At 44.9% G+C, this 17,963-nt stretch carries 13 protein-coding genes; 4 read left to right on the top strand and 9 right to left on the bottom strand.

The genetic code is table 11. From position 1 onward, the window contains the following. Nucleotides 1–315: 315 nt before the first annotated feature. The gene (locus tag FKX85_RS01800) at nucleotides 316–1,068 is read right to left on the bottom strand and encodes a DUF4397 domain-containing protein (protein ID WP_141613108.1); all 753 of its coding nucleotides are present in this window, start codon (nucleotides 1,066–1,068) and stop codon (nucleotides 316–318) included. A gap of 311 nt (nucleotides 1,069–1,379) precedes the next feature. Here FKX85_RS01800 and FKX85_RS01795 point away from each other — a divergent pair, with 311 nt between their 5' ends. Both FKX85_RS01795 and FKX85_RS01790 read left to right on the top strand, forming a co-directional pair. Next, nucleotides 1,380–2,492: a ferredoxin--NADP reductase gene (locus FKX85_RS01795; RefSeq protein WP_210416895.1), complete on the top strand. Its 1,113-nt coding sequence runs from the start codon at nucleotides 1,380–1,382 to the stop codon at nucleotides 2,490–2,492. A gap of 11 nt (nucleotides 2,493–2,503) precedes the next feature. Next, nucleotides 2,504–2,983, top strand: coding sequence for a hypothetical protein (locus tag FKX85_RS01790; protein ID WP_141613107.1), 480 nt, complete (start codon nucleotides 2,504–2,506; stop codon nucleotides 2,981–2,983). 96 nt (nucleotides 2,984–3,079) lie between these two features. Here the strand turns inward: FKX85_RS01790 and FKX85_RS01785 are convergent, their stop codons facing one another. From FKX85_RS01785 to FKX85_RS01750, 8 genes are all read right to left on the bottom strand, one after another. Further along, nucleotides 3,080–4,003 carry a DUF4097 family beta strand repeat-containing protein gene (locus FKX85_RS01785; RefSeq protein ID WP_141613106.1) on the bottom strand — a complete coding sequence of 308 codons (924 nt, stop codon included), beginning with the start codon at nucleotides 4,001–4,003 and terminating at the stop codon, nucleotides 3,080–3,082. A 31-nt stretch (nucleotides 4,004–4,034) separates the two neighbouring features. Continuing rightward, complete coding sequence (locus FKX85_RS01780; protein WP_141613105.1) at nucleotides 4,035–5,072, bottom strand: outer membrane beta-barrel protein; 1,038 nt, start codon at nucleotides 5,070–5,072, stop codon at nucleotides 4,035–4,037. Nucleotides 5,073–5,096: 24 nt separating this feature from the next. Then, the gene (locus FKX85_RS01775; RefSeq protein ID WP_141613104.1) at nucleotides 5,097–5,882 is read right to left on the bottom strand and encodes a hypothetical protein; all 786 of its coding nucleotides are present in this window, start codon (nucleotides 5,880–5,882) and stop codon (nucleotides 5,097–5,099) included. Continuing rightward, entirely contained in the window at nucleotides 5,875–6,444 is a 570-nt protein-coding gene (locus tag FKX85_RS01770; protein ID WP_141613103.1) for an RNA polymerase sigma factor, read from the bottom strand. Before FKX85_RS01770 ends, FKX85_RS01775 begins: the two co-directional genes overlap by 8 nt. Before the next feature lie 631 nt (nucleotides 6,445–7,075). Continuing rightward, nucleotides 7,076–7,564 (bottom strand): carboxypeptidase regulatory-like domain-containing protein, encoded by a 489-nt coding sequence (locus FKX85_RS01765; RefSeq protein WP_141613102.1) that lies wholly within the window; start codon nucleotides 7,562–7,564, stop codon nucleotides 7,076–7,078. Nucleotides 7,565–7,617: 53 nt separating this feature from the next. Further along, nucleotides 7,618–9,018 (bottom strand): MBL fold metallo-hydrolase RNA specificity domain-containing protein, encoded by a 1,401-nt coding sequence (locus FKX85_RS01760; RefSeq protein ID WP_141613101.1) that lies wholly within the window; start codon nucleotides 9,016–9,018, stop codon nucleotides 7,618–7,620. A 99-nt stretch (nucleotides 9,019–9,117) separates the two neighbouring features. Continuing rightward, on the bottom strand, nucleotides 9,118–11,025 hold the full coding sequence (locus FKX85_RS01755) for a PspC domain-containing protein (protein WP_141613100.1): 1,908 nt from the start codon (nucleotides 11,023–11,025) through the stop codon (nucleotides 9,118–9,120). A 4-nt stretch (nucleotides 11,026–11,029) separates the two neighbouring features. After that, the gene (locus FKX85_RS01750) at nucleotides 11,030–11,359 is read right to left on the bottom strand and encodes a PadR family transcriptional regulator (RefSeq protein ID WP_141613099.1); all 330 of its coding nucleotides are present in this window, start codon (nucleotides 11,357–11,359) and stop codon (nucleotides 11,030–11,032) included. 435 nt (nucleotides 11,360–11,794) lie between these two features. Between FKX85_RS01750 and FKX85_RS01745 the strand changes: the two genes are divergently transcribed. Together FKX85_RS01745 and porU2 are read left to right on the top strand one after the other, a co-directional pair. Then, complete coding sequence (locus tag FKX85_RS01745) at nucleotides 11,795–12,904, top strand: putative type IX sorting system protein PorV2 (protein WP_449390383.1); 1,110 nt, start codon at nucleotides 11,795–11,797, stop codon at nucleotides 12,902–12,904. A 5-nt stretch (nucleotides 12,905–12,909) separates the two neighbouring features. Further along, entirely contained in the window at nucleotides 12,910–17,937 is a 5,028-nt protein-coding gene (gene porU2 / locus FKX85_RS01740) for a putative type IX secretion system sortase PorU2 (RefSeq protein ID WP_141613097.1), read from the top strand. Nucleotides 17,938–17,963: the final 26 nt, after the last annotated feature.

Raw genomic sequence — 17,963 nt, 5'->3', positions numbered from 1 at the left:
AAAAGCCCTTTAATTTGGAGGTAATTTCAAGTGGTAATGGTTTTGCGTAAATAGTAGAGCTGATTTACGCCTTTTTTCTTGATATCATCTTGTTCCTTGAATGATTGTATCTGCTTAAGTCAGCCATTTTATGGTTGGAAACTGTCACTATTCCACGTTAGTTCCAGACTTAAACCGATCCTAAGCAAATGAATGTCTTGATACTTAGCGATTATTGAGCGATGCCGAAGGGCCTGCGGGCATTGCTACTTCATAAAAAAAGGCCGCCAAAAGGGCAGCCTCTCAAACAATTAAATATGTTGGTTTAGCTAAATCTTAGTAGTTGGGGTAATTTCTGATTACCTGGATGCTAAGGTCTTTTTCCGAGTTAGATCCACTTTCGGGATTGACATATCCCCTGACGATAACGGTGTAGACGCGCTCGGCGCGGAGATCAAGATCTTCTGCTGTTAAGTTGATCTCTCCGGCTCCTTCCACTGTGAAAGTGGTCAAGTCAGCATCAATCTCTACAAAATCCGTGACACTTTTAAAGGCTTCTCCTTCAAAGGTTGGCGTTTCTTTATCATTGATGTACAGGTTCAGTGCAGGTGAGTCCGGAGACAGGTTTACCAGACGGACCATAGCTTTGTCCTCTGCAGGTGAATCCCACTCATCTTCAGCCTGTACGATGTCCATATCAGACTCTTCTCCGTCGATGAAGAAGAAGGAATACACTTGATTTTCTTCCAGGCTTACCGTGGTGTCCAGAAGGGAATTATTGGCGTTCCTGTTTTTGAAGGAAAGCGTTCTTTCACCGGTATAGAAATTGGCATAGTTGAAATAATCAGTATACTTAAAGTCGTAGGTGCTGTAAGGAGGTTTACTGACACCATCAGCATAGATGGTCACTGCGCCGGTTTCTGGCGAACCGTGATAAAAGGAAACATAGGCCAATGGACCGTCATAGTATTCGGTGTCATCATCATCCAGACAGCTGGTGATCAGAAGGGGTGATAGCGCAAGGAGGATAAGTCCTAGACTTCTCTTCCACTTGGTGGATAAATTGATTTTGTTTAATCGCGTTAACATAATTACGTTGGTTTAATCTATTTTACTCTCTTTCTGTTATGTAGGTTTTGTTCTCGAAACGTAACCTTATGTAAAAACGCTACAGCAGAAGAAAAATATTTTTACTGGGTAGCCCTTTTCTTACTGGAATATGAACCTCTTTCGATACGATGTGTTTTAACCTTAATTATACATTAGTGCTATCCATCCCATGCCTAATCGATAATGCGGCGCAAAATGGGATTTTACTTGGCGATTAAAATGGTTTTTAAAAAATCGGTCTTAATTTTGAAGCCAGAAATGTAGCGTGTATTATAATACGACATAAAGCAATGATATTCAATTTATTTAAGAAGAATAAAGAAGAGAAGAAAAGAGGTAGTCAATATTTGTCCTTAAAAGTGCGTGAAGTGGTGCGAGAAACCCCAGATGCCGTTTCGATCTATTTTGAGCAGCCAGAGCCCTATTTGGAATATAAACCTGGGCAGTTTCTGACACTGATCCTGGACATTAATGGCAAGGAAGAACGCCGTTCATACAGCCTTTGTACTTCGCCGTACGTGGATCCACATCCAGGCATTACGGTAAAAAGGATCGAGGGAGGTGTGGTCTCCAATTTCGTCAATGAGTCTATCAAACCGGGAAAGACCATTGAGGTGATGAAGCCAATGGGACATTTTACGGCCGACTTTCATTCCAAGAACAGAAACCATTTCATCATGATCGCCGGAGGAAGTGGCATTACTCCTATCATGGGGATCGCCAAATCAGTATTGATCAATGAACCGCTGTCCCAAGTGACATTGATTTACTGTAACCGTTCGGAGGAGCAGGTGATTTTTGATCGGTCACTTCAAAAGCTAGTGGCTGAGCAACAAGGCCGTCTTGAAGTGGTGCATACGCTTTCCAGGCCTTCAGGTGAATGGTCTGGTCTGCAGGGCCGACTAAATGAACAGATGATCGAACAGATTTTATCCGAGAAACATTTCCCGGAAGCCGACAAGGAGCTTTACTACCTATGTGGTCCGGAAGGACTGATGGAAGCGAGCGTAGAGGCACTGCTAAAGCTAAATGTGCCGCATGACAATATTCATAGGGAAAGTTTCTATACATCATCTTCCGAAGAAGCCGAAAAAGAAGTAGAGAAATCTTCCTCTGTTCAGCCGTCTTTGACCAGGGAGGTGACCATTAACCTAGAGGGAGAGGAGCATACTTTTGAGGTGCCTCCAGGAAAGTCGATTTTGGAAGCAGGCTTGGATGAAGGTTATGATATGCCCTATAGTTGTCAAAGTGGATTGTGTACAGCCTGTCGTGGCAAGCTTACTGGCGGCGAAGTGAAAATGGAACAAGATGCAGGGCTGTCAGACGGTGAAAAGAAAGAAGGATATATTCTTTGCTGCATGTCACATCCGCTGACAGGTGATGTGAAAGTGGATATAGGATAAATATCATGGAAATGAAAAAGAAATATTGGGAGCTGGAAAGGAATATATTGATCTTGATCGCGATTCCCTTGCCGGCTTTTGCCTTTGCTTACCTGTATACTACCAGTGGCAATATGGAATTGCCCATTCCTACTTTTCCACTTTGGTTAAGTATGGGGCTGTTGGTGGGGATTCCACTGCTATTGGCATTTAGTTATTTCAAGTTTAACGGAGGTGTCAAGCAGTTAAGAAGTACGGAAATACCCTTGGAAGAAAAAGTACAGCAGTACTGCAAGATGACTATGGCCCGTTTTTGGCAGCTTTTTGTGGCAGGATTTTTATGCGCCTTTGGCCTGATCGTTTATGAAAACCCCGGGTTTACCGTAGCATATGCGGTGACACTGGTACTGACTTCCCTGGCCAAGCCTACCCCGGATAGAATCATCCGCTTGTTACGGCTAAAGGGAGAAGACCGAGCGACTATCGAGGCGTTTAGAATACGGGAAGGATAGATACAGATATTAAACAAAAGAGGCTGTCCCAAAGGGTTGTTTTAAATACCTTATGGGACAGCCTCTTGCTTTAGAAGCGAAAGGGTAAATCGATGCTTACTCGATAGAAATCATTCCTGATCCGATTTTTCCGGTAATGGTATAAGCTCCTTGGTTGTTGATGACCAAGTGGTCACTGGAATTACTTCCGCCGACTTTGACCATGCCACTGCCAGCGCTCAAGTCGTAATTATACATGGCCAAGTCCGCATTGGCTTTGATATGAAAAGCCCCTGAATTGCCATGAAAGCTGGTGTTAGGGCCGAATCCCACTTTCTTGGCCTTTACATGGCCAGAAGACAGTTTCATACTGCCAACAGTAGAGATGTCCTCGAGGGAAGCACTGCCAGAAGTAACGCTGACGTTTACCTCGCCGGAAATGTGATTGGCTTCAATTTTTCCACTACTGGAGGTGATATCCGTATTCCCTTTGATGTACTCAAGTGCTGCCATGCCACTGCTTACCTTACAGAGAACATTTCCGGTTACACGTTTTACGGATATCTTTCCAGAAGATGCCTTGATGTCCAGATCGCCGGTAAGGTCTTCTGCTTCTATCATACCGGAACTTGCTTTAAGGTAGATTTTGTCTGATTTTACCGTGCTGATATACATTTTTCCTGAAGAATTGACGGCGCTTAGGTCGATTGCTTCAGGTCCTGTGATCCGCACGTATCTTTTGCCTTTGTTATTGTTTTTCCAGCTATTAGGAGGTGTTTGGTAGGAGATTTTGAGGGTATTGCCAATGGTCACAAAGACCAGGTTTTTGCCTGCATCTTCGTCATTGCCCAAATCTGCCACTACTTCGATAAGCTCTTGTCCAGCGTCCCCTTTATAGGAAATTTCAATGCTACCGCCTTCGATATCCAATTTATGGATGTTTTCGAAGCTCTTTTCAATTTTCGTTTGGCCAAGGGCCACCGTGCTTGCAGCCAAAAACAGGTAAGCAACCAGGCTGATATGTGTTAAAAGATTTTTCATGGTATTGTGTTTAGCGTGTTGGAATGATTGATTAGAAAACAAGGCCAAAGGTAATTGGATGCAGGGACTCCCCGGAAGGGCCATTTCCATCTTGATAGAGCTCGTTTAGGTCGTAAGTAGAGAAAAATGTGACGCGGCCAATACCGATTTCACCACGAATGCCGTAGCGGATGTTATTCAGGTAGATACCGGTGTTTAGCTTGTCTTTATGTCTTCCAGAGCCTCCTGTTTCGCGATATACATACTTACTTCTACCACCTACGCGATAGCCGAAATAAGGTCCAGCGGCAATTTTAAGTCCCTTATGGCCATTATCGTTCATGCGGCCAAAGTCCAACTTCAGCAGGGTCATGGCCGTGAGGTATGAGGCAGATACTTTGCTTTTGAATCCGTCCACATCGGTACGTTGGATGAAGTCAATGCCCTGGTCACCACGGACGGCCTGGTAATCCCGGTTTTCAAATTTGAAATTGTACCACTGTACCCCAAGGCCAAAATCCCAATAGAAGCCTTTGGATAAGCGCTGGCTGGCCATCAGGTTAAGTCCTACATTCCAGCTGCCCCAGCCTTTGACCGCATAGGGTTGGTCGGAAGTGGGGAATCCTCCACCGCTTCTGAGGTAGTTGTTAATACCCAGGTCCACGTTAAAATATGTCCTGAAACTGGGTTCGGGTTTTTTGGTTTTTTCCACACGGACTTTGGTAGTGGGGCCGGATTCGTCCACGATCACTTTTATCCTTCCCACAGAAACGGCCGTTTCGGCACCGCCTTCTTCTACTTTGACGATTTCTTTGCTATGGCCGTCCTTATCACCGACTTCTACCACTGTAAGGTCGCCTGTGTTTTCATCCAGTTCCAAGTCCAGTTCATTGATGATCTGGTTGACATCCAGAATTTTTAATTTTTCGAAATCCTCCTTGTTATCGACAAGGATGACGATTTTCCCCGAATGACCGTATTCCACAATAATGCTGTCTTTTGCCGCCGTGAAAGCGCTGTGGGTCCCTCCTGAGGCAAAGGAAGTGTGTGCTAAGGCCAACAGAATCATGGCCAAAAGGTATCTTTTCATCGTTCGTAAAGTTAATGTTATTGCTTATTTGGTTTCGTTTTTGGTGATCAGTGCAGCAAATAGATTGTTTTTTGCATCCTGCAGGTCTGCGTATCCCTGGTCTACTTTGCCTAATAGGCCACCTAGTGTATTGATCTTATCGCCGATTTCTTCGACTAATTTTTCCTTCTTTGGTTTTTCGCTGAGGCCACTGGACTTGATCCTTACTTTATAGGAAACGGACTCTTCTTCCGTCGGTGTCGTCGTGGTATTTTCAGTAATAAGTTCCGCTATGTTTGGCTCCGGGACTTCACGTTGTGGTAGCGTCGTCACATCTGCTTTGGGCATTGGGGTGTTTTTTACGTTATGGTCAGCTATTGGTAAGCTTTCTTTTTGAACCGGCTTCACGGGTGCATTCGAAGTCCTTTTCGGTTGTGTTTGATCAGTAGGTTGTTTCGATGTTTGCTTACTTTTTGTCTTCACTTCTGCAGTAACAGGTGCTGGAGCTTCCGCCAAAGCAGGTTGGTCAGTAATTGTCGGTTGCGAAGGAGCATTGATACTTTCATTCGGAACCTGCTGTCTTTCGACTGTTTTTTCAGCGATTTGCGGTGCTGTGGCTTGTTCGGCAGGTGCATATTGCCAGAGCAGATAGGCTAGGCCCATGACGCCTATAAACATGGCCGCCACGCTTATCCAGCCCCATTTGTTGCTTGGTTTCCCTGGTCCCAGTTGGGATTCCAGTCGCTCCCAAGCCAAACCGCTTGGCTTTTCTTGATGTTGCTCCAGCTTGTCGCGGAACAATTCGTCTATGGGATCTTTCTGCTTATCCATTGATTCTCCTTTCTTTTAATTGTAACTGGGTGATTTTTTGTTTTAGCATGGCCCTGGCCCTGCTGAGTTGGGATTTTGATGTGTTTTCCGAAATCCCCAAAAGATCACTGATCTCTGCATGACTGTATCCTTCTATGGCGTACAGGTTGAAAACCGTCTGGTAGCCGAGTGGCAATTCATGGATCATTTCCAACAGTTCGTTGGTTTCCATATCCACAAACTCGTATCGAGGCAAGCTCGTCTCCAGTTCGTAGTCCAGGTTTACTTCCATGGACAGTTTTTGGTTTTTTCTAAGCGTAAGCAGTGATTGGGTGACGATTATGCGTTTCATCCATCCCTCAAAACTGCCCTTGCCTTCATACTGCTCCAATTTTTCAAATATCTTCATAAACCCTTCGATCATGACATCTTCGGCTAAGTCACGGTCTTTGATATACCGTCGGCAAATGATCAGAAACTTTCCTGAATATTGATCATACAGGTGCTTCTGGGCATTGCGATTTCCCTTGAGGCACCCTTGTATGATGGCGGATTCAGTGGTAAAAGTTTTTCTGATAAACATGCTTTTTGCGTTCCCTCGAAAATGTTCGTTCTAAAGGTTTTTGAAATTCGCCCTCTGCCTTTTAACTGGCAATAGGTGGGTTTCAATAAGGTAGATACAAGTTAAGCAAAAAGGGTTGCATGGGGATTGGGATTTTTTTTCAAAAAAAATATTAGGTATATGGAAGCTAGCGAGCAATAGGTTTTTTTACTGATTGGAATGCTTCAATGTTATTCCACTAGGAGATGAATTAACCACAGATGTATCTTTTTACAAACCTGAATCTGGGTTCAGCCTCTTTATTCGGTAGTTATTGCGGAATGATGTCTTTGGTGTAAGCTCTTTCCATCGCACAAATTGTCCCTTTAGCCTTGCTTGGCTCCGGACAAGTTCGGAATCAAGCGAAAAAGTTCGGGGGATTAGGGTTGGTTTCGATAGCAGGCAGATGGTGCAGATTAATAAGATTTGCGCCAATTTTTTTATGCTGGAGCACGCATTCCTATTGCTAAATTAAAGAGAAATATGCTTACCAAAACCACCTGGAAATCTCTCATCTCCCAGAAATATTGCTTGATCCCAAGTTCGTAGCGACGTTTTTCTAAAAAATAAAACCCACAAACTTCCCCTTCTTTTAATATTTAACTCGACCTACTCAATAAGCTGCTTTGTAATTGATCAGGATTTGGATGTTGTTCCATTCATTTTCCTTTACTTCCACGGGTTGGATGTAGCTGTCCAGGTCATAGACATTGGCAAAATATCCATTTTCCTCAACCGTGAAAATCGAATAGGCACCAGGGGCAAGTCCAATGGCAAAACTACCATCTTCTTCTGTTTCTATCTCGGCGATCATTGGGGTTTCGATATCCTTAAAAAGATGATCTCCCATGGTGGCTTGGTTGATGTGGGTGCGCTCATAAATGCGGATGGTCCTTTTTACTTTTTTTCTTTCGGGTTTTGCGGGAGTTACGTTGTCACCGTCTGTGATCGTGGGCATTTGGTTTCCTTCAATCCAATACACCTGGCCGACTACTCCCTGTGTATCTACTCGCTGTGCTTTACATCCACATAGGAGCACAGCAATAAAAGCGGTGGCAAAAAGAGAAAAAAAGACGGGTGATAATGCTTGCTTGGTTTTCATGGTTTATGTTTTCTTGTGAATGTTAGCTTGGAGTTAACACATTTTGTGCCAAATCAAATTCCATTAAATAGTTCAAAGGATTGCAGGTAATCCGGAACAATGGTATTCCAGCCAAATTCTTGCGTAAGGGTTTGGGCAAATGCTGTGGATACTTCTTGCTCCCCATGAACCACAAAGGTCAATTTAGGCTTGTCGGCAATGCAATCGGCCCAACGGAGCAGTTCCTGTTGGTCTGCATGGGCACTTAATCCATCGATATAGTAAATGGAGGATTTTACAGCCACATCAATACCATACATCCGGACTTTTTCCTCCCCATCCAGAAGTTTTCTCCCGCGTGTACCTTCTGCTTGATAGCCTACGAAAATAATACTATCATTTTCATTTGGTAAACGATTATATAAATGGTGTACGATCCGCCCTCCGGTGGCCATGCCACTTGCCGAAATAATGATCGCATCTCCTCTTAGGTTGTTTAGGGACATGGAGGCTTCTTGGTTTTGGTAATAGTGGAGGTGTTTATGGGAAAAAGGATTTGCACCGTTTTCTTGCAATGAAGGCCCTAAGCGGTGGTAGGCCAAATAGTCCTTATAAAGTTTGGTTACGTCTATTGCCATTGGACTGTCCACATAGATGGGGATTTGCGGGATCTTGCCTTTTTGCTGAAGTTTAAACAAGTAGTAAAGGACCAGCTGTGTCCGTCCTACGGCAAAAGAAGGAATTACTGACACTCCACCTTTTTGGTACGTTGCATTGATGGCATTTGCCAATGATTTTTCGGGGGAATGGGATTCATGGGTGCGATTCCCATAAGTGGATTCTATAAATAGAATGTCAGCCTTGGGAAGTCCAATGGGCGGATTGAGTAGCGGGTCATTGTACCGGCCAAGATCGCCTGAAAAGACGATGGTTTTGGTCTGATGTTCACCATTTACTTGGATTTTGAGGATGGCCGCTCCCAGGATATGTCCGGCATTATATGCCGTCAGTGTAGCTGAAGGCGTAAGACTAATGGGCTGGTCAAAGCTAATGGGAGAAAGCTGGTCAAACACCTCTTCGGCATCTTCCATGGTATAGAGTGGGGTAGGTTCTTCGTGTTTGGAATATCCCTTTCTTTTGGCATATTCCGCTTCCTCCTCTTGGAGTTTTCCTGCATCCAGAAGGAGAATCTTGACCAAATCCAATGTAGGTTCTGTAAGTAATATTGGTCCTTTGAATCCTTCTTTTACCAGCTTTGGTAAGTAGCCAGAGTGGTCGATATGTGCATGTGTTAGCAAGATCATATCAATTTCGGATGCCAAAATGGGGAAGGTATCACGGTTGCGCTGGCGCAATTCCTTGATCCCCTGAAAAAGTCCACAATCGATAAGTATTTTGGTTTTGTCGATTTCCAACAAGTAACGAGATCCCGTCACGGTTTGGGCACCTCCTAAAAATTTCACCCTGATGTCCATAGTATTTTATCGTTTGTAAAAGATAGAAGGATAAAAAGTAAAAGGCAAGTGTGACGCCACACTTGCCTTTTCAAAAATCAAATCAACGAATATGAATATTTATTCTTTTAAGAAGAATGAATCTTTAAATTTTACCCTGGAAAGGCTGTCGGCCTGGCTCTGCTTGTGCTCATCACTACATGTGAGACAGAGCAATCCGTCCTTGTTAAACACCCAGTAGTTGTGCTTGGTGACATCCTTCAGTTTGTAGCCATTGGCGTAAATGGTGTTTTTGAGGATTGAAATCATTGATTTGTCCATTACAAAAGGACGGTTGTAAGGAATGTGCAAGGTCTGGTTCAGGTTTTGGCCCCGGAATTTGGCCATATTGGCAAACTCCAATGTACGGGAGAAAGTAAGGACGGAATCTTCTAAGGAATAATCGTACTGGATAGCTTTGGCATTTTTGATGGCATCTGTCCTGGAGCTTCCTTGGGACTTAAAGTCTTGTTCCAAAAGTACCGTGCTGTCAGCGGTGCCCTTTAGCCGAATATGGACCAGTTCAAGTTCATCCATGGTCTGCTCGCGGTCACCTCCCTGCAATATAAATACGCTCCCTTTGGGATCAAGGACGGTTTCTGTAGTGAACTTGCCTTCGTCCTTAAATTCCGCAATGGTCTTGGGAATCTGAAAGGCACAGACCATGATACTCAGCAGCCAGATGCCGAATGAAACCAGTCCAAACCTTGATTCGATTAAGCTCCTTCTGATGATCACGCTGATGCCGAGTAGGGTGAGGATAAGCCCAGGGATGAATACTACCACGCTTACGGCCATGGCCAGCCAAATGGGAAGGAACTCTGAGAGCATTTCCACTGGTATATTATCTACCATGTACCGAAGGCTGTCGTTGGTGAAAAACTCAAAATAGGCTCCTAAGAAGGCCAGTGGTATTAGCGTGATGATAAGTCCAATAAAGAAGATGAGCAATCCAAACGCCACTCTGATCACGTCCAATATAAACCTACCGAAGGGGCCGAGGGCCTTTCCCAGGCCATTGATCAAGTCCCCCAGAAACCGGAATGGTGCCAACCAGGATTTTTGGTTTCTAGGTTGGATGGGAGGCTCAGGAATTTGCCTGTTTTCGATAATGGTGCTTTCGATGGCACTCAGGGTGATTTCACCACCTTTCATCTTGATCCGTTCAGTAATGGATTTTGCGATCGGGGTGATGATCCAAAGAATCAGGTAGATCACCAGTCCCGCACCACCAGCGAATATTAATCCCACAAAAGCCAATCGTGCCCAAAGTACTTCTATCTTAAAGTATGCAGCCAGCCCACTGCTGACACCACCGATTACCCTGTCGTCGGGATTTCGGTAGAGCTTTTTTATCTTTTTATCTTCGGGTTCTTCATAGGAAACCGGCAGGATGATCCAGAGCACGATATAGGCCAATACAGCCCACCAACCCAAGGAAAGGGAGATATTCCAATCCCAGGGGAATAAATCAAAATTGCGAAGGGAAAACTCCCCGCTGAAAAGCAGCAGGATCGCCACCAGACGAGTCCATAGGGGATCGATGGCCAGGTAATGGGCCAGGCCGGCACAGACGCCCCCTAGGATTTTGCTCCTTTCCAGCCTGGTGAGTTTTTTATAGCCTTTTCCCGCTTCTTGATCCGGAGGGGTGATGTATTTATAAAATTCACTGTCGCCGTTTTCTGCTTCTTGGGATGTGTCGGTTTCGGGAGTCTTTTCTTCTTCCACTGCCTTGAAATCAGCGATGGTACCCATCTTTTCGATCAGTCGATCTACGTTTTCGGCCGTGATGACCTGTTTGTTGTTCTTCAGGTTGCTAAGGAAGATCTCAGCGATGCGGTTTTCGATGTCCTTGATGATTTCCTGGTTGTCCTCATAGTGTGAGAAGTGTTTATTAATAGACTCCAGGTACTTCTTAAGGTGGTCATAGCCGTCTTCTTCAATATGGAAGAGGATGCCACTGATATTTATGCTAATAGTCTTTTTCATGGCCTTATTTTTTCGAGGTGATTAATGTGGTAGAGTTGACCAGGTCATTCCAAGTGCCGCTGAGTTGGTCGAGAAATTGACTTCCTTCCGGGGTGATGGAATAGTACTTTCTGGGAGGTCCAGACTCCGATTCTACCCATTTGTATGAGACCAAAGCCGCTGTTTTTAGCCTGTTGAGCAGTGGATAGAGCGTGCCTTCTACTACGATTAATTTTGCTTCTGTCAGCTCTTCGATCATATCGGAGGCATATACTTCCCCCCGGGATATGATATGCAGGATGCAGAATTCTAAGATTCCTTTCCGCATTTGTATTTGTGTGTTGGATGCTTTCATCAAATTTTCCTTTTTAGTGTAGATGAAATCAGGGTGACTCATTTACATCGTTTTCTACTTCCTGCCTAGTCAATTCATTTCCCTAATCTTATGCCGAAAAACAATACCAAAGTTAAAACAGCTACCTTGCATTGCATAAAACTGGGTCATCAAAGGATGTTTTTAATGTACAAGAATTGAATTAATGGCCTGTAAAACACCTGTTAAGGCCTGTTTGGGTCGATTCTAGTGACGATGAATTTTTTTTTTAGATTTTTTTTCGACTAATTTTTCGGTACTTATTCCTTTTTTATGGTGTATTTTTAGTGAACAGGGTTTGTTCGGTAATGAACAGTCCGGAAATTGTAATGAAGATTTATAATTTAAATATGAGTTGTTCGTTTCTCTTAAATTATTTTTTACTTTGCAGCTGTGGAAAAATTGAAAATCACTGCATTGAAACATTTTTTATTCGGCTTGGTTTTGCTGTTTGCCAGTATGGATGTGGTGGCGCAGGGGATTACGCCGAAGTACTCCAATGAATTTATGAATATTGGCGTGGGTGCGCGGGCCTTGGGTATGGGGGGAGCGCAAGTATCCGCAGTGAAGGACGTGACAGCAGCTTATTGGAATCCGGCAGCCTTGCTGGCCATTGAACATAAATATGAATTTTCCCTGATGCATGCGGAGTATTTTGCCGGAATTGCCAAGTACGATTATGCAGGCTTTTCTACCAATATCGAGGAGGATAACCAGGTAGCCGTTTCATTGATCAGGTTTGGGGTGGATGATATCCCGGATACCCGTTTTTTATACGATGCCAATGGGGCATTAAATTATGATAATATCCAGTTTTTTAATGCAGCAGATTACGCCTTTTTACTTTCGTATGCCAGGGATTTCAGTGATGTGTTCAAGGCTGGGATCAATACCAAAATCATCCATAGAAATGTTGGGAAATTTGCCAACGCTTGGGGTTTTGGGTTTGATGTAGGAGGGATTTTTTTGGCAGATACTTGGCAAATTGGGGTCATGCTGCGGGATGTGACAACGACTTTTAATGCTTGGTCCCATAATGCAGAAATGGTGCGGGAGATCTATGCAGAAACAGATAATGAACTTCCCCAAAACTCGATTGAGCTGACGCTGCCACAGGCTATACTAAGTCTGTCAAAGACGGTAAATGTGCAGGACAATTTTACGGCTCAGGCGGTTTTGGATTTAAATATGACATTTGATGGTAGACGGAATACCATCATCAGTACCTCAGCCATGAGCATTGACCCTAAGGTCGGTATGGAATTCGGATACAAGCAGGTGGCGTACCTGAGAGGTGGCGTGAGCAATTTTCAGTACATCAAAGATTTTGACGGTGTAGAATCTCTTTCTTTCAAGCCAAGTTTTGGTTTGGGAGTTTTTCTGAACGAAAAAGCATACATCGATTATGCACTGACTGATATTGGGGATGTTTCCGAAACGCCCTACACCCATGTGTTTAGCCTAAAGGTAAGTTTAGAGCCGTTAGGGGAAGGTTTTCGGTTGCACAAAGGGTGGGGAGAAAATTAATGTCAATGAGAAAAGCTAGTTTCCTATATCTCCTGATGATGATTTGGGCATTGGTGGCCAAAGGGCAAACCGAATGGATCGATTACTCCCAAACTTATTATAAAATCCCAACTACCACGGATGGGATTTACAGGATCAGCTTTGCCGCACTTTCAGCATCGGGAATGAACCCCTCCAGTGTGGATCCACGTACCTTGAGATTATTCCATCGTGGTGAAGAAGTAGCCATTTATGTCCATGGGCAAGCTGACGGTAGATTTGACCAGGGGGATTATGTGGAGTTTATTGGTGAACGCAATGACGGGCAGTCAGACAGGCCCCTTTACCCCAATCCATCACACATGGCCAATCCACTGTATAATAACCACAGCGATGCTACCGTGTTTTTTCTTACTGTCACGCCAGGACAGATTGGTAAAAGGATGGCCAATAAAAATCTACCTGCTGACGCGGCTAATTTGATAAGATATGAAACTGAAGTGACTCAGATTTTTTCGGATCAGTACACCTTGGGCCAGACTTATTCATTGGGCGTGCACGTGGGAATTTATGATAAAGGGCAGGGATGGACCGGCCCTGTGATCACCCGTGGCAATGTCCAGGACATTGTTTTCAAAAACCTTGGGGAAATGGCAACTGAATTTTCCGCATCGATCAAGCTGGGAATGGTGGGGAGGTCGGGCGTTGACCATCTCGTGGAGGTGTATGTAGGCGCTAGCCAGGAGGCTTTGCGGAAAGTAACAGAAGTGGCATTGGAAGGCTATTCGTTTACGGAATATACAGCCAGTCTACAGCCAGCTGATATTGGTTCTGATGGTCGGGTGGTGGTGAGAATAGCCCCTGTAAGTACGTCAGGTTCTAACGATAACGTGTCGGTCAGTTTCGCTTCTTTGACCTATCAAAAGAAAAAAATAACGGGAGAATTTGACCATGAGCACATAAAATTAGGCGAAGGTGAATATCAATTGCAACTGGAGCAAGTCGGTGAGAAATACCTGGCCTATGATGTTACCAATCCGAATGCTCCTATTCATTTGACGATTCAAGAAGGTACAGGTGGAATAAGAATTCCGGTGGGAAATACTACCATGAGCTCAGAAGTGTTGGTTCAGGCAGAACGGGAAGTGGCTGAACCAACGGTATTGGACCAGGTACGGTTTAGAGACTTGTTGGGCACTGATGCCAATTACCTGATCCTGACGCATCCCAGCCTCCAGCAGGCTACTTCCTCCAATACCGATCCAGTGGCTGCCTATGCATCGTACCGGGAGTCTGCAGCAGGTGGTGGCTATCAAACGTTGACTTTTACCGCAGAGGAACTGTACAATCAGTTTAATTACGGGGAAAAGTCCCCTTTGGCCATAAAGGAATTTTTACGCCAGTATGCTGCCCGCCATACACCGGAATACCTTCTGCTCATGGGGAGGGCTTACGGTATGTACAATTATACCAATTCAGGAGGGGTAAGGTACTACTACAGAGACCATCCTGAGAGGTTCTCTGTGCAGGATTTGGTCCCTACATACGGATACCCTTATACTGACAACCGCTTTGTAGTGGGATTAGATGGTGGAGATTCCATGACAGAGGACATCGCTGTGGGAAGGATTCCAGCCAGGGTACCCGAAGAGATCAATCACTATCTGAACAAGATAAAGGAGAAAGAAGCACTAGGGACTTCAGCGACTTGGCAAAAAGATATGGTTCACCTGAGTGGTGGGCTTTCAGCGTTTGAGCTTGAGCGATATTATAATTTTGTCAAGGGATTCGAAAGCACTGCAGAAGGGCCGTACTTTGGTGGAGAGGTGACCACTTATCGAAAACGCAGCAACACAGAAGTCGAGCTGATCAATATCTCCGATAAGGTCAATGAAGGCGTGAGCATGGTGACGTTTTTTGGGCATGCGGCGACCTCTACTACTGATATCGATATTGGTTTCGTAAGTCAGGATGAGCTAGGCTATGATAACAAGGGCAAATACCCTGTGCTCTTGCTGAACGGCTGTGATGCAGGAAATGCTTTTGGAGGTGCCTATACTTTTGGTGAGGATTGGATTTTGACTCCTGATCGGGGAGCTTCCAATTTTATGGCGCATTCCAGTATTGGGGTGGATGTGTTTTTGAGGCGATATTCGGAGTCGTTTTATCATGCGGCTTTTGCTGATTCCTCCTTGATTTACCAGCCCATCGGAAAGGTAAAGCTGGCAGGGGACAAGCGATTTTATGATCGCTATGGTACTTCCTCCATTAACCAGTCCCATGCCAATCAGATGATCATGCTCGGGGATCCTGCTGTACGAATATTTCCTGCCAAGAAAGCAGATTACTCCCTGAATGCGGAAGAGGTGGATTTAGGAGATGCAGAGGGAGCACCTGTGACCTCTTTGACAGATACGTTGGACCTTAGTTTTGTAGTGCGAAATCTCGGGATTGTGAATCAGGATACACTTGACTTTAAGATCAGCAGGCAGCTTCCCGACGGGACGGTAGTTAATTATGATATTCAAAAACTGGCACCGGTATTTTATCGTGATACGGTACATTTTGCCGTTCCCAATGTTGGCTTGGTCTCCGCTGGGGACAATGTCTTTACCATCTCGCTGAATACAGAAAGGGCCATTCCGGAACTTACCTATGCCAATAATACCATTGTCGCAAATAAGTTTATTACCTCCAGTGGCACGCAAAACCTAAGTCCGTTGGACTATGCCATTCACCATGATGGGGAAGTGGAGCTGATTGCGCAGGTGCCGGGCAAAGCGACTGAGGACAGGACAATTGTTTTCCAGCTGGATGTAATGCCGGATTTTAGCTCAGCTTGGCGAAAGGAAAAACGGGTGACCACTCGTGGGATCGCCAGATGGCAGCAAAGTATCGGTGACCGAATCAATGTTTCTGATACCGTTACGTTTTATTGGCGTACGAAATTTTTGGAGCAGCGTGAAGGTGAAAGCAAAGCATGGACAAGGAGCAGCTTTTCGTATATCCCTGACGGCCCAGAAGGATGGATTCAGCGGGAGTTTGCACAGCTTGCAGAAGACCAGCTCTATAATCTCACGATCAATCAGACAGCCGGTCAATGGGAATATTTGGGTACTAAGCGTGAGGTGGAGGTGTTTACTTTCGGGGCACAGACAGAAGGGCTGGCATATGGGCAAGTGCAGATTGAGCTGGATGGTATTCCGTATAACCAGGACCTTTTTCAGCGTCGATGCACCAATAATTCCTTTGGCTTAATGGCTTTTGACCAGCGAAGCTTGGCTCCTTATTTGGTGATTCCGCTGGAGGATTTTGATGTGCTCGATCCGCGAAGCTGTGGGAAAACGCCACAGATCATACAAAACATCCGGAGTGGATGGATTACGGGGGAAGGCCAGACCGTGCTGATGGATTATATCGATGGCCTGAAGGAAGGCGATTATGTCGTTATTTTTTCGGTGGGCAGTATGGGCTTTGAGGATTGGCCGGATGCTGCTTTTTTGAAAATGCGGGAAATTGGTGCCAATGAAGCCACTTTGCGTAATTTGAAAAATGGTGATCCGTATATCCTTTTTGGAAGAAAGGGGATGGCTCCTGGTGAAGCGGTGGAGGTGCTTGCTGACAAGGCTTCTGAAGTGCCGGCTGCTGAGCAGTCCATCAGTTTTTCCACACAGATGAAAGGCTTTTATGACCATGGAAGCGTGGCTACCCGTCGTGTGGGTCCTGCGTCATCTTGGGCGGCATTCTACAATCAGACCAAAACAGTTGGTGACTTGGGTGCAGAGCAATTTGCCTTTGATGTGATCGGCGTGTCTGCCTCAGGTGCAGAGACCGTACTTTTTGAGAATATCGTGGATGGTGAAGTAAGGCTGGAAGATATCAACGCTGACATGTATCCATTTCTCCGGTTGCAATACAGACTGGAGGAATCCGAAGAGCGCATTCCTCATCAACTGATGCAGTGGCAGGTAAATTATACGGGCGTTCCCGAAGGGGTGCTGCTGTTAAAAGATAAGGAGGAAATGCTCGATTTACAGGAAGGTGAGGAGGCCACGGTAGCATTCGAATTTGTGAATATTTCCAATTATGACTTTACAGATTCACTTACGCTGAGATGGTCCTGGCATAATAAAAACCACAATTCCATCGAGGAATTTGAGCGGAAAATCCCTGCAGTGAAAGCAGGGGAGTCCTATGCATTTGAATTGGAATTTGATTCATTTGGTAAGGCCGGAAAAAACTCACTCAATGTGGCGGTGAACCCCAGAGAGTATTTGGAACAGTCCTATAAAAATAATGTACTGGACTTGGCAGATTACCTGCTGGTGGCTGCTGATGACCAAAACCCCGTGCTGGACGTAAGCTTTGATGGGGTCTATATCATGGATGGAGACATTGTTTCTCCCAATGTTCTGATAGCGGCTTTGGTGAAGGATGAAAATGAAACGCTGCTGAAGCAGGATACTACCGGGGTGGAAGTGCATTTAAAAAGGAATTGTGAAACCTGTGTCTTCGAACGGGTGGCTTTCAGTGATCCTAGCCTGAAGTGGTTTGACGCCACAGAAAATACTGATTTTAAAGTGGAGTATCAGCCAGGGCCATTGGAGGATGGTGTCTACACCCTGCGAATCAATGCGGAAGATGCCAGTGGCAATAAAGCAGGAGAGAAACCTTATGAGGTGACCTTTGAGGTGATCAATGAGTCTACCATTACCCATTTTTATCCCTATCCAAATCCCTTTAGCACGAGTGTACGTTTTGTGTTTACGGTGACTGGGGCGGTGCCTCCGGATGAAATAAAAATCCAGATCATGACGGTAACGGGCAAGGTGGTCCGCGAAATCCTGCAAGAGGAGCTAGGTCCCGTAAAGATTGGCAATAACATTTCCGAATATGCTTGGGATGGGAAGGATGAGTTTGGTGATCAACTGGCCAATGGGGTGTATATTTACCGAGTGCTGGTGCGGAAGGATGGGCAATTTGTCGAGCACCGCGCTACGGCTGGAGACAAAGCCTTCAAAAAAGGATATGGAAAAATGTATTTGCTTAGGTAGCGGGAAAATTTTAAAAACGGCTTTAT

Origin of the sequence: Echinicola soli, assembly GCF_006575665.1 — a bacterium.
GTDB classification, from domain to species: domain Bacteria; phylum Bacteroidota; class Bacteroidia; order Cytophagales; family Cyclobacteriaceae; genus Echinicola; species Echinicola soli.
The sequence above is the reverse complement of the archived record's forward strand: the minus strand, read 5'-3'. Positions and strand labels throughout refer to the sequence as shown.

What these genes read in the sequence shown, in the direction of transcription:
- FKX85_RS01800 (WP_141613108.1), bottom strand. Translation starts at nt 1,068, where the DNA reads ATGTTAACGCGATTAAACAAAATCAATTTATCCACCAAGTGGAAGAGA.
- FKX85_RS01795 (WP_210416895.1), top strand. Translation starts at nt 1,380, where the DNA reads ATGATATTCAATTTATTTAAGAAGAATAAAGAAGAGAAGAAAAGAGGT.
- FKX85_RS01790 (WP_141613107.1), top strand. Translation starts at nt 2,504, where the DNA reads ATGAAAAAGAAATATTGGGAGCTGGAAAGGAATATATTGATCTTGATC.
- FKX85_RS01785 (WP_141613106.1), bottom strand. Translation starts at nt 4,003, where the DNA reads ATGAAAAATCTTTTAACACATATCAGCCTGGTTGCTTACCTGTTTTTG.
- FKX85_RS01780 (WP_141613105.1), bottom strand. Translation starts at nt 5,072, where the DNA reads ATGAAAAGATACCTTTTGGCCATGATTCTGTTGGCCTTAGCACACACT.
- FKX85_RS01775 (WP_141613104.1), bottom strand. Translation starts at nt 5,882, where the DNA reads ATGGATAAGCAGAAAGATCCCATAGACGAATTGTTCCGCGACAAGCTG.
- FKX85_RS01770 (WP_141613103.1), bottom strand. Translation starts at nt 6,444, where the DNA reads ATGTTTATCAGAAAAACTTTTACCACTGAATCCGCCATCATACAAGGG.
- FKX85_RS01765 (WP_141613102.1), bottom strand. Translation starts at nt 7,564, where the DNA reads ATGAAAACCAAGCAAGCATTATCACCCGTCTTTTTTTCTCTTTTTGCC.
- FKX85_RS01760 (WP_141613101.1), bottom strand. Translation starts at nt 9,018, where the DNA reads ATGGACATCAGGGTGAAATTTTTAGGAGGTGCCCAAACCGTGACGGGA.
- FKX85_RS01755 (WP_141613100.1), bottom strand. Translation starts at nt 11,025, where the DNA reads ATGAAAAAGACTATTAGCATAAATATCAGTGGCATCCTCTTCCATATT.
- FKX85_RS01750 (WP_141613099.1), bottom strand. Translation starts at nt 11,359, where the DNA reads ATGAAAGCATCCAACACACAAATACAAATGCGGAAAGGAATCTTAGAA.
- porU2 (WP_141613097.1), top strand. Translation starts at nt 12,910, where the DNA reads ATGAGAAAAGCTAGTTTCCTATATCTCCTGATGATGATTTGGGCATTG.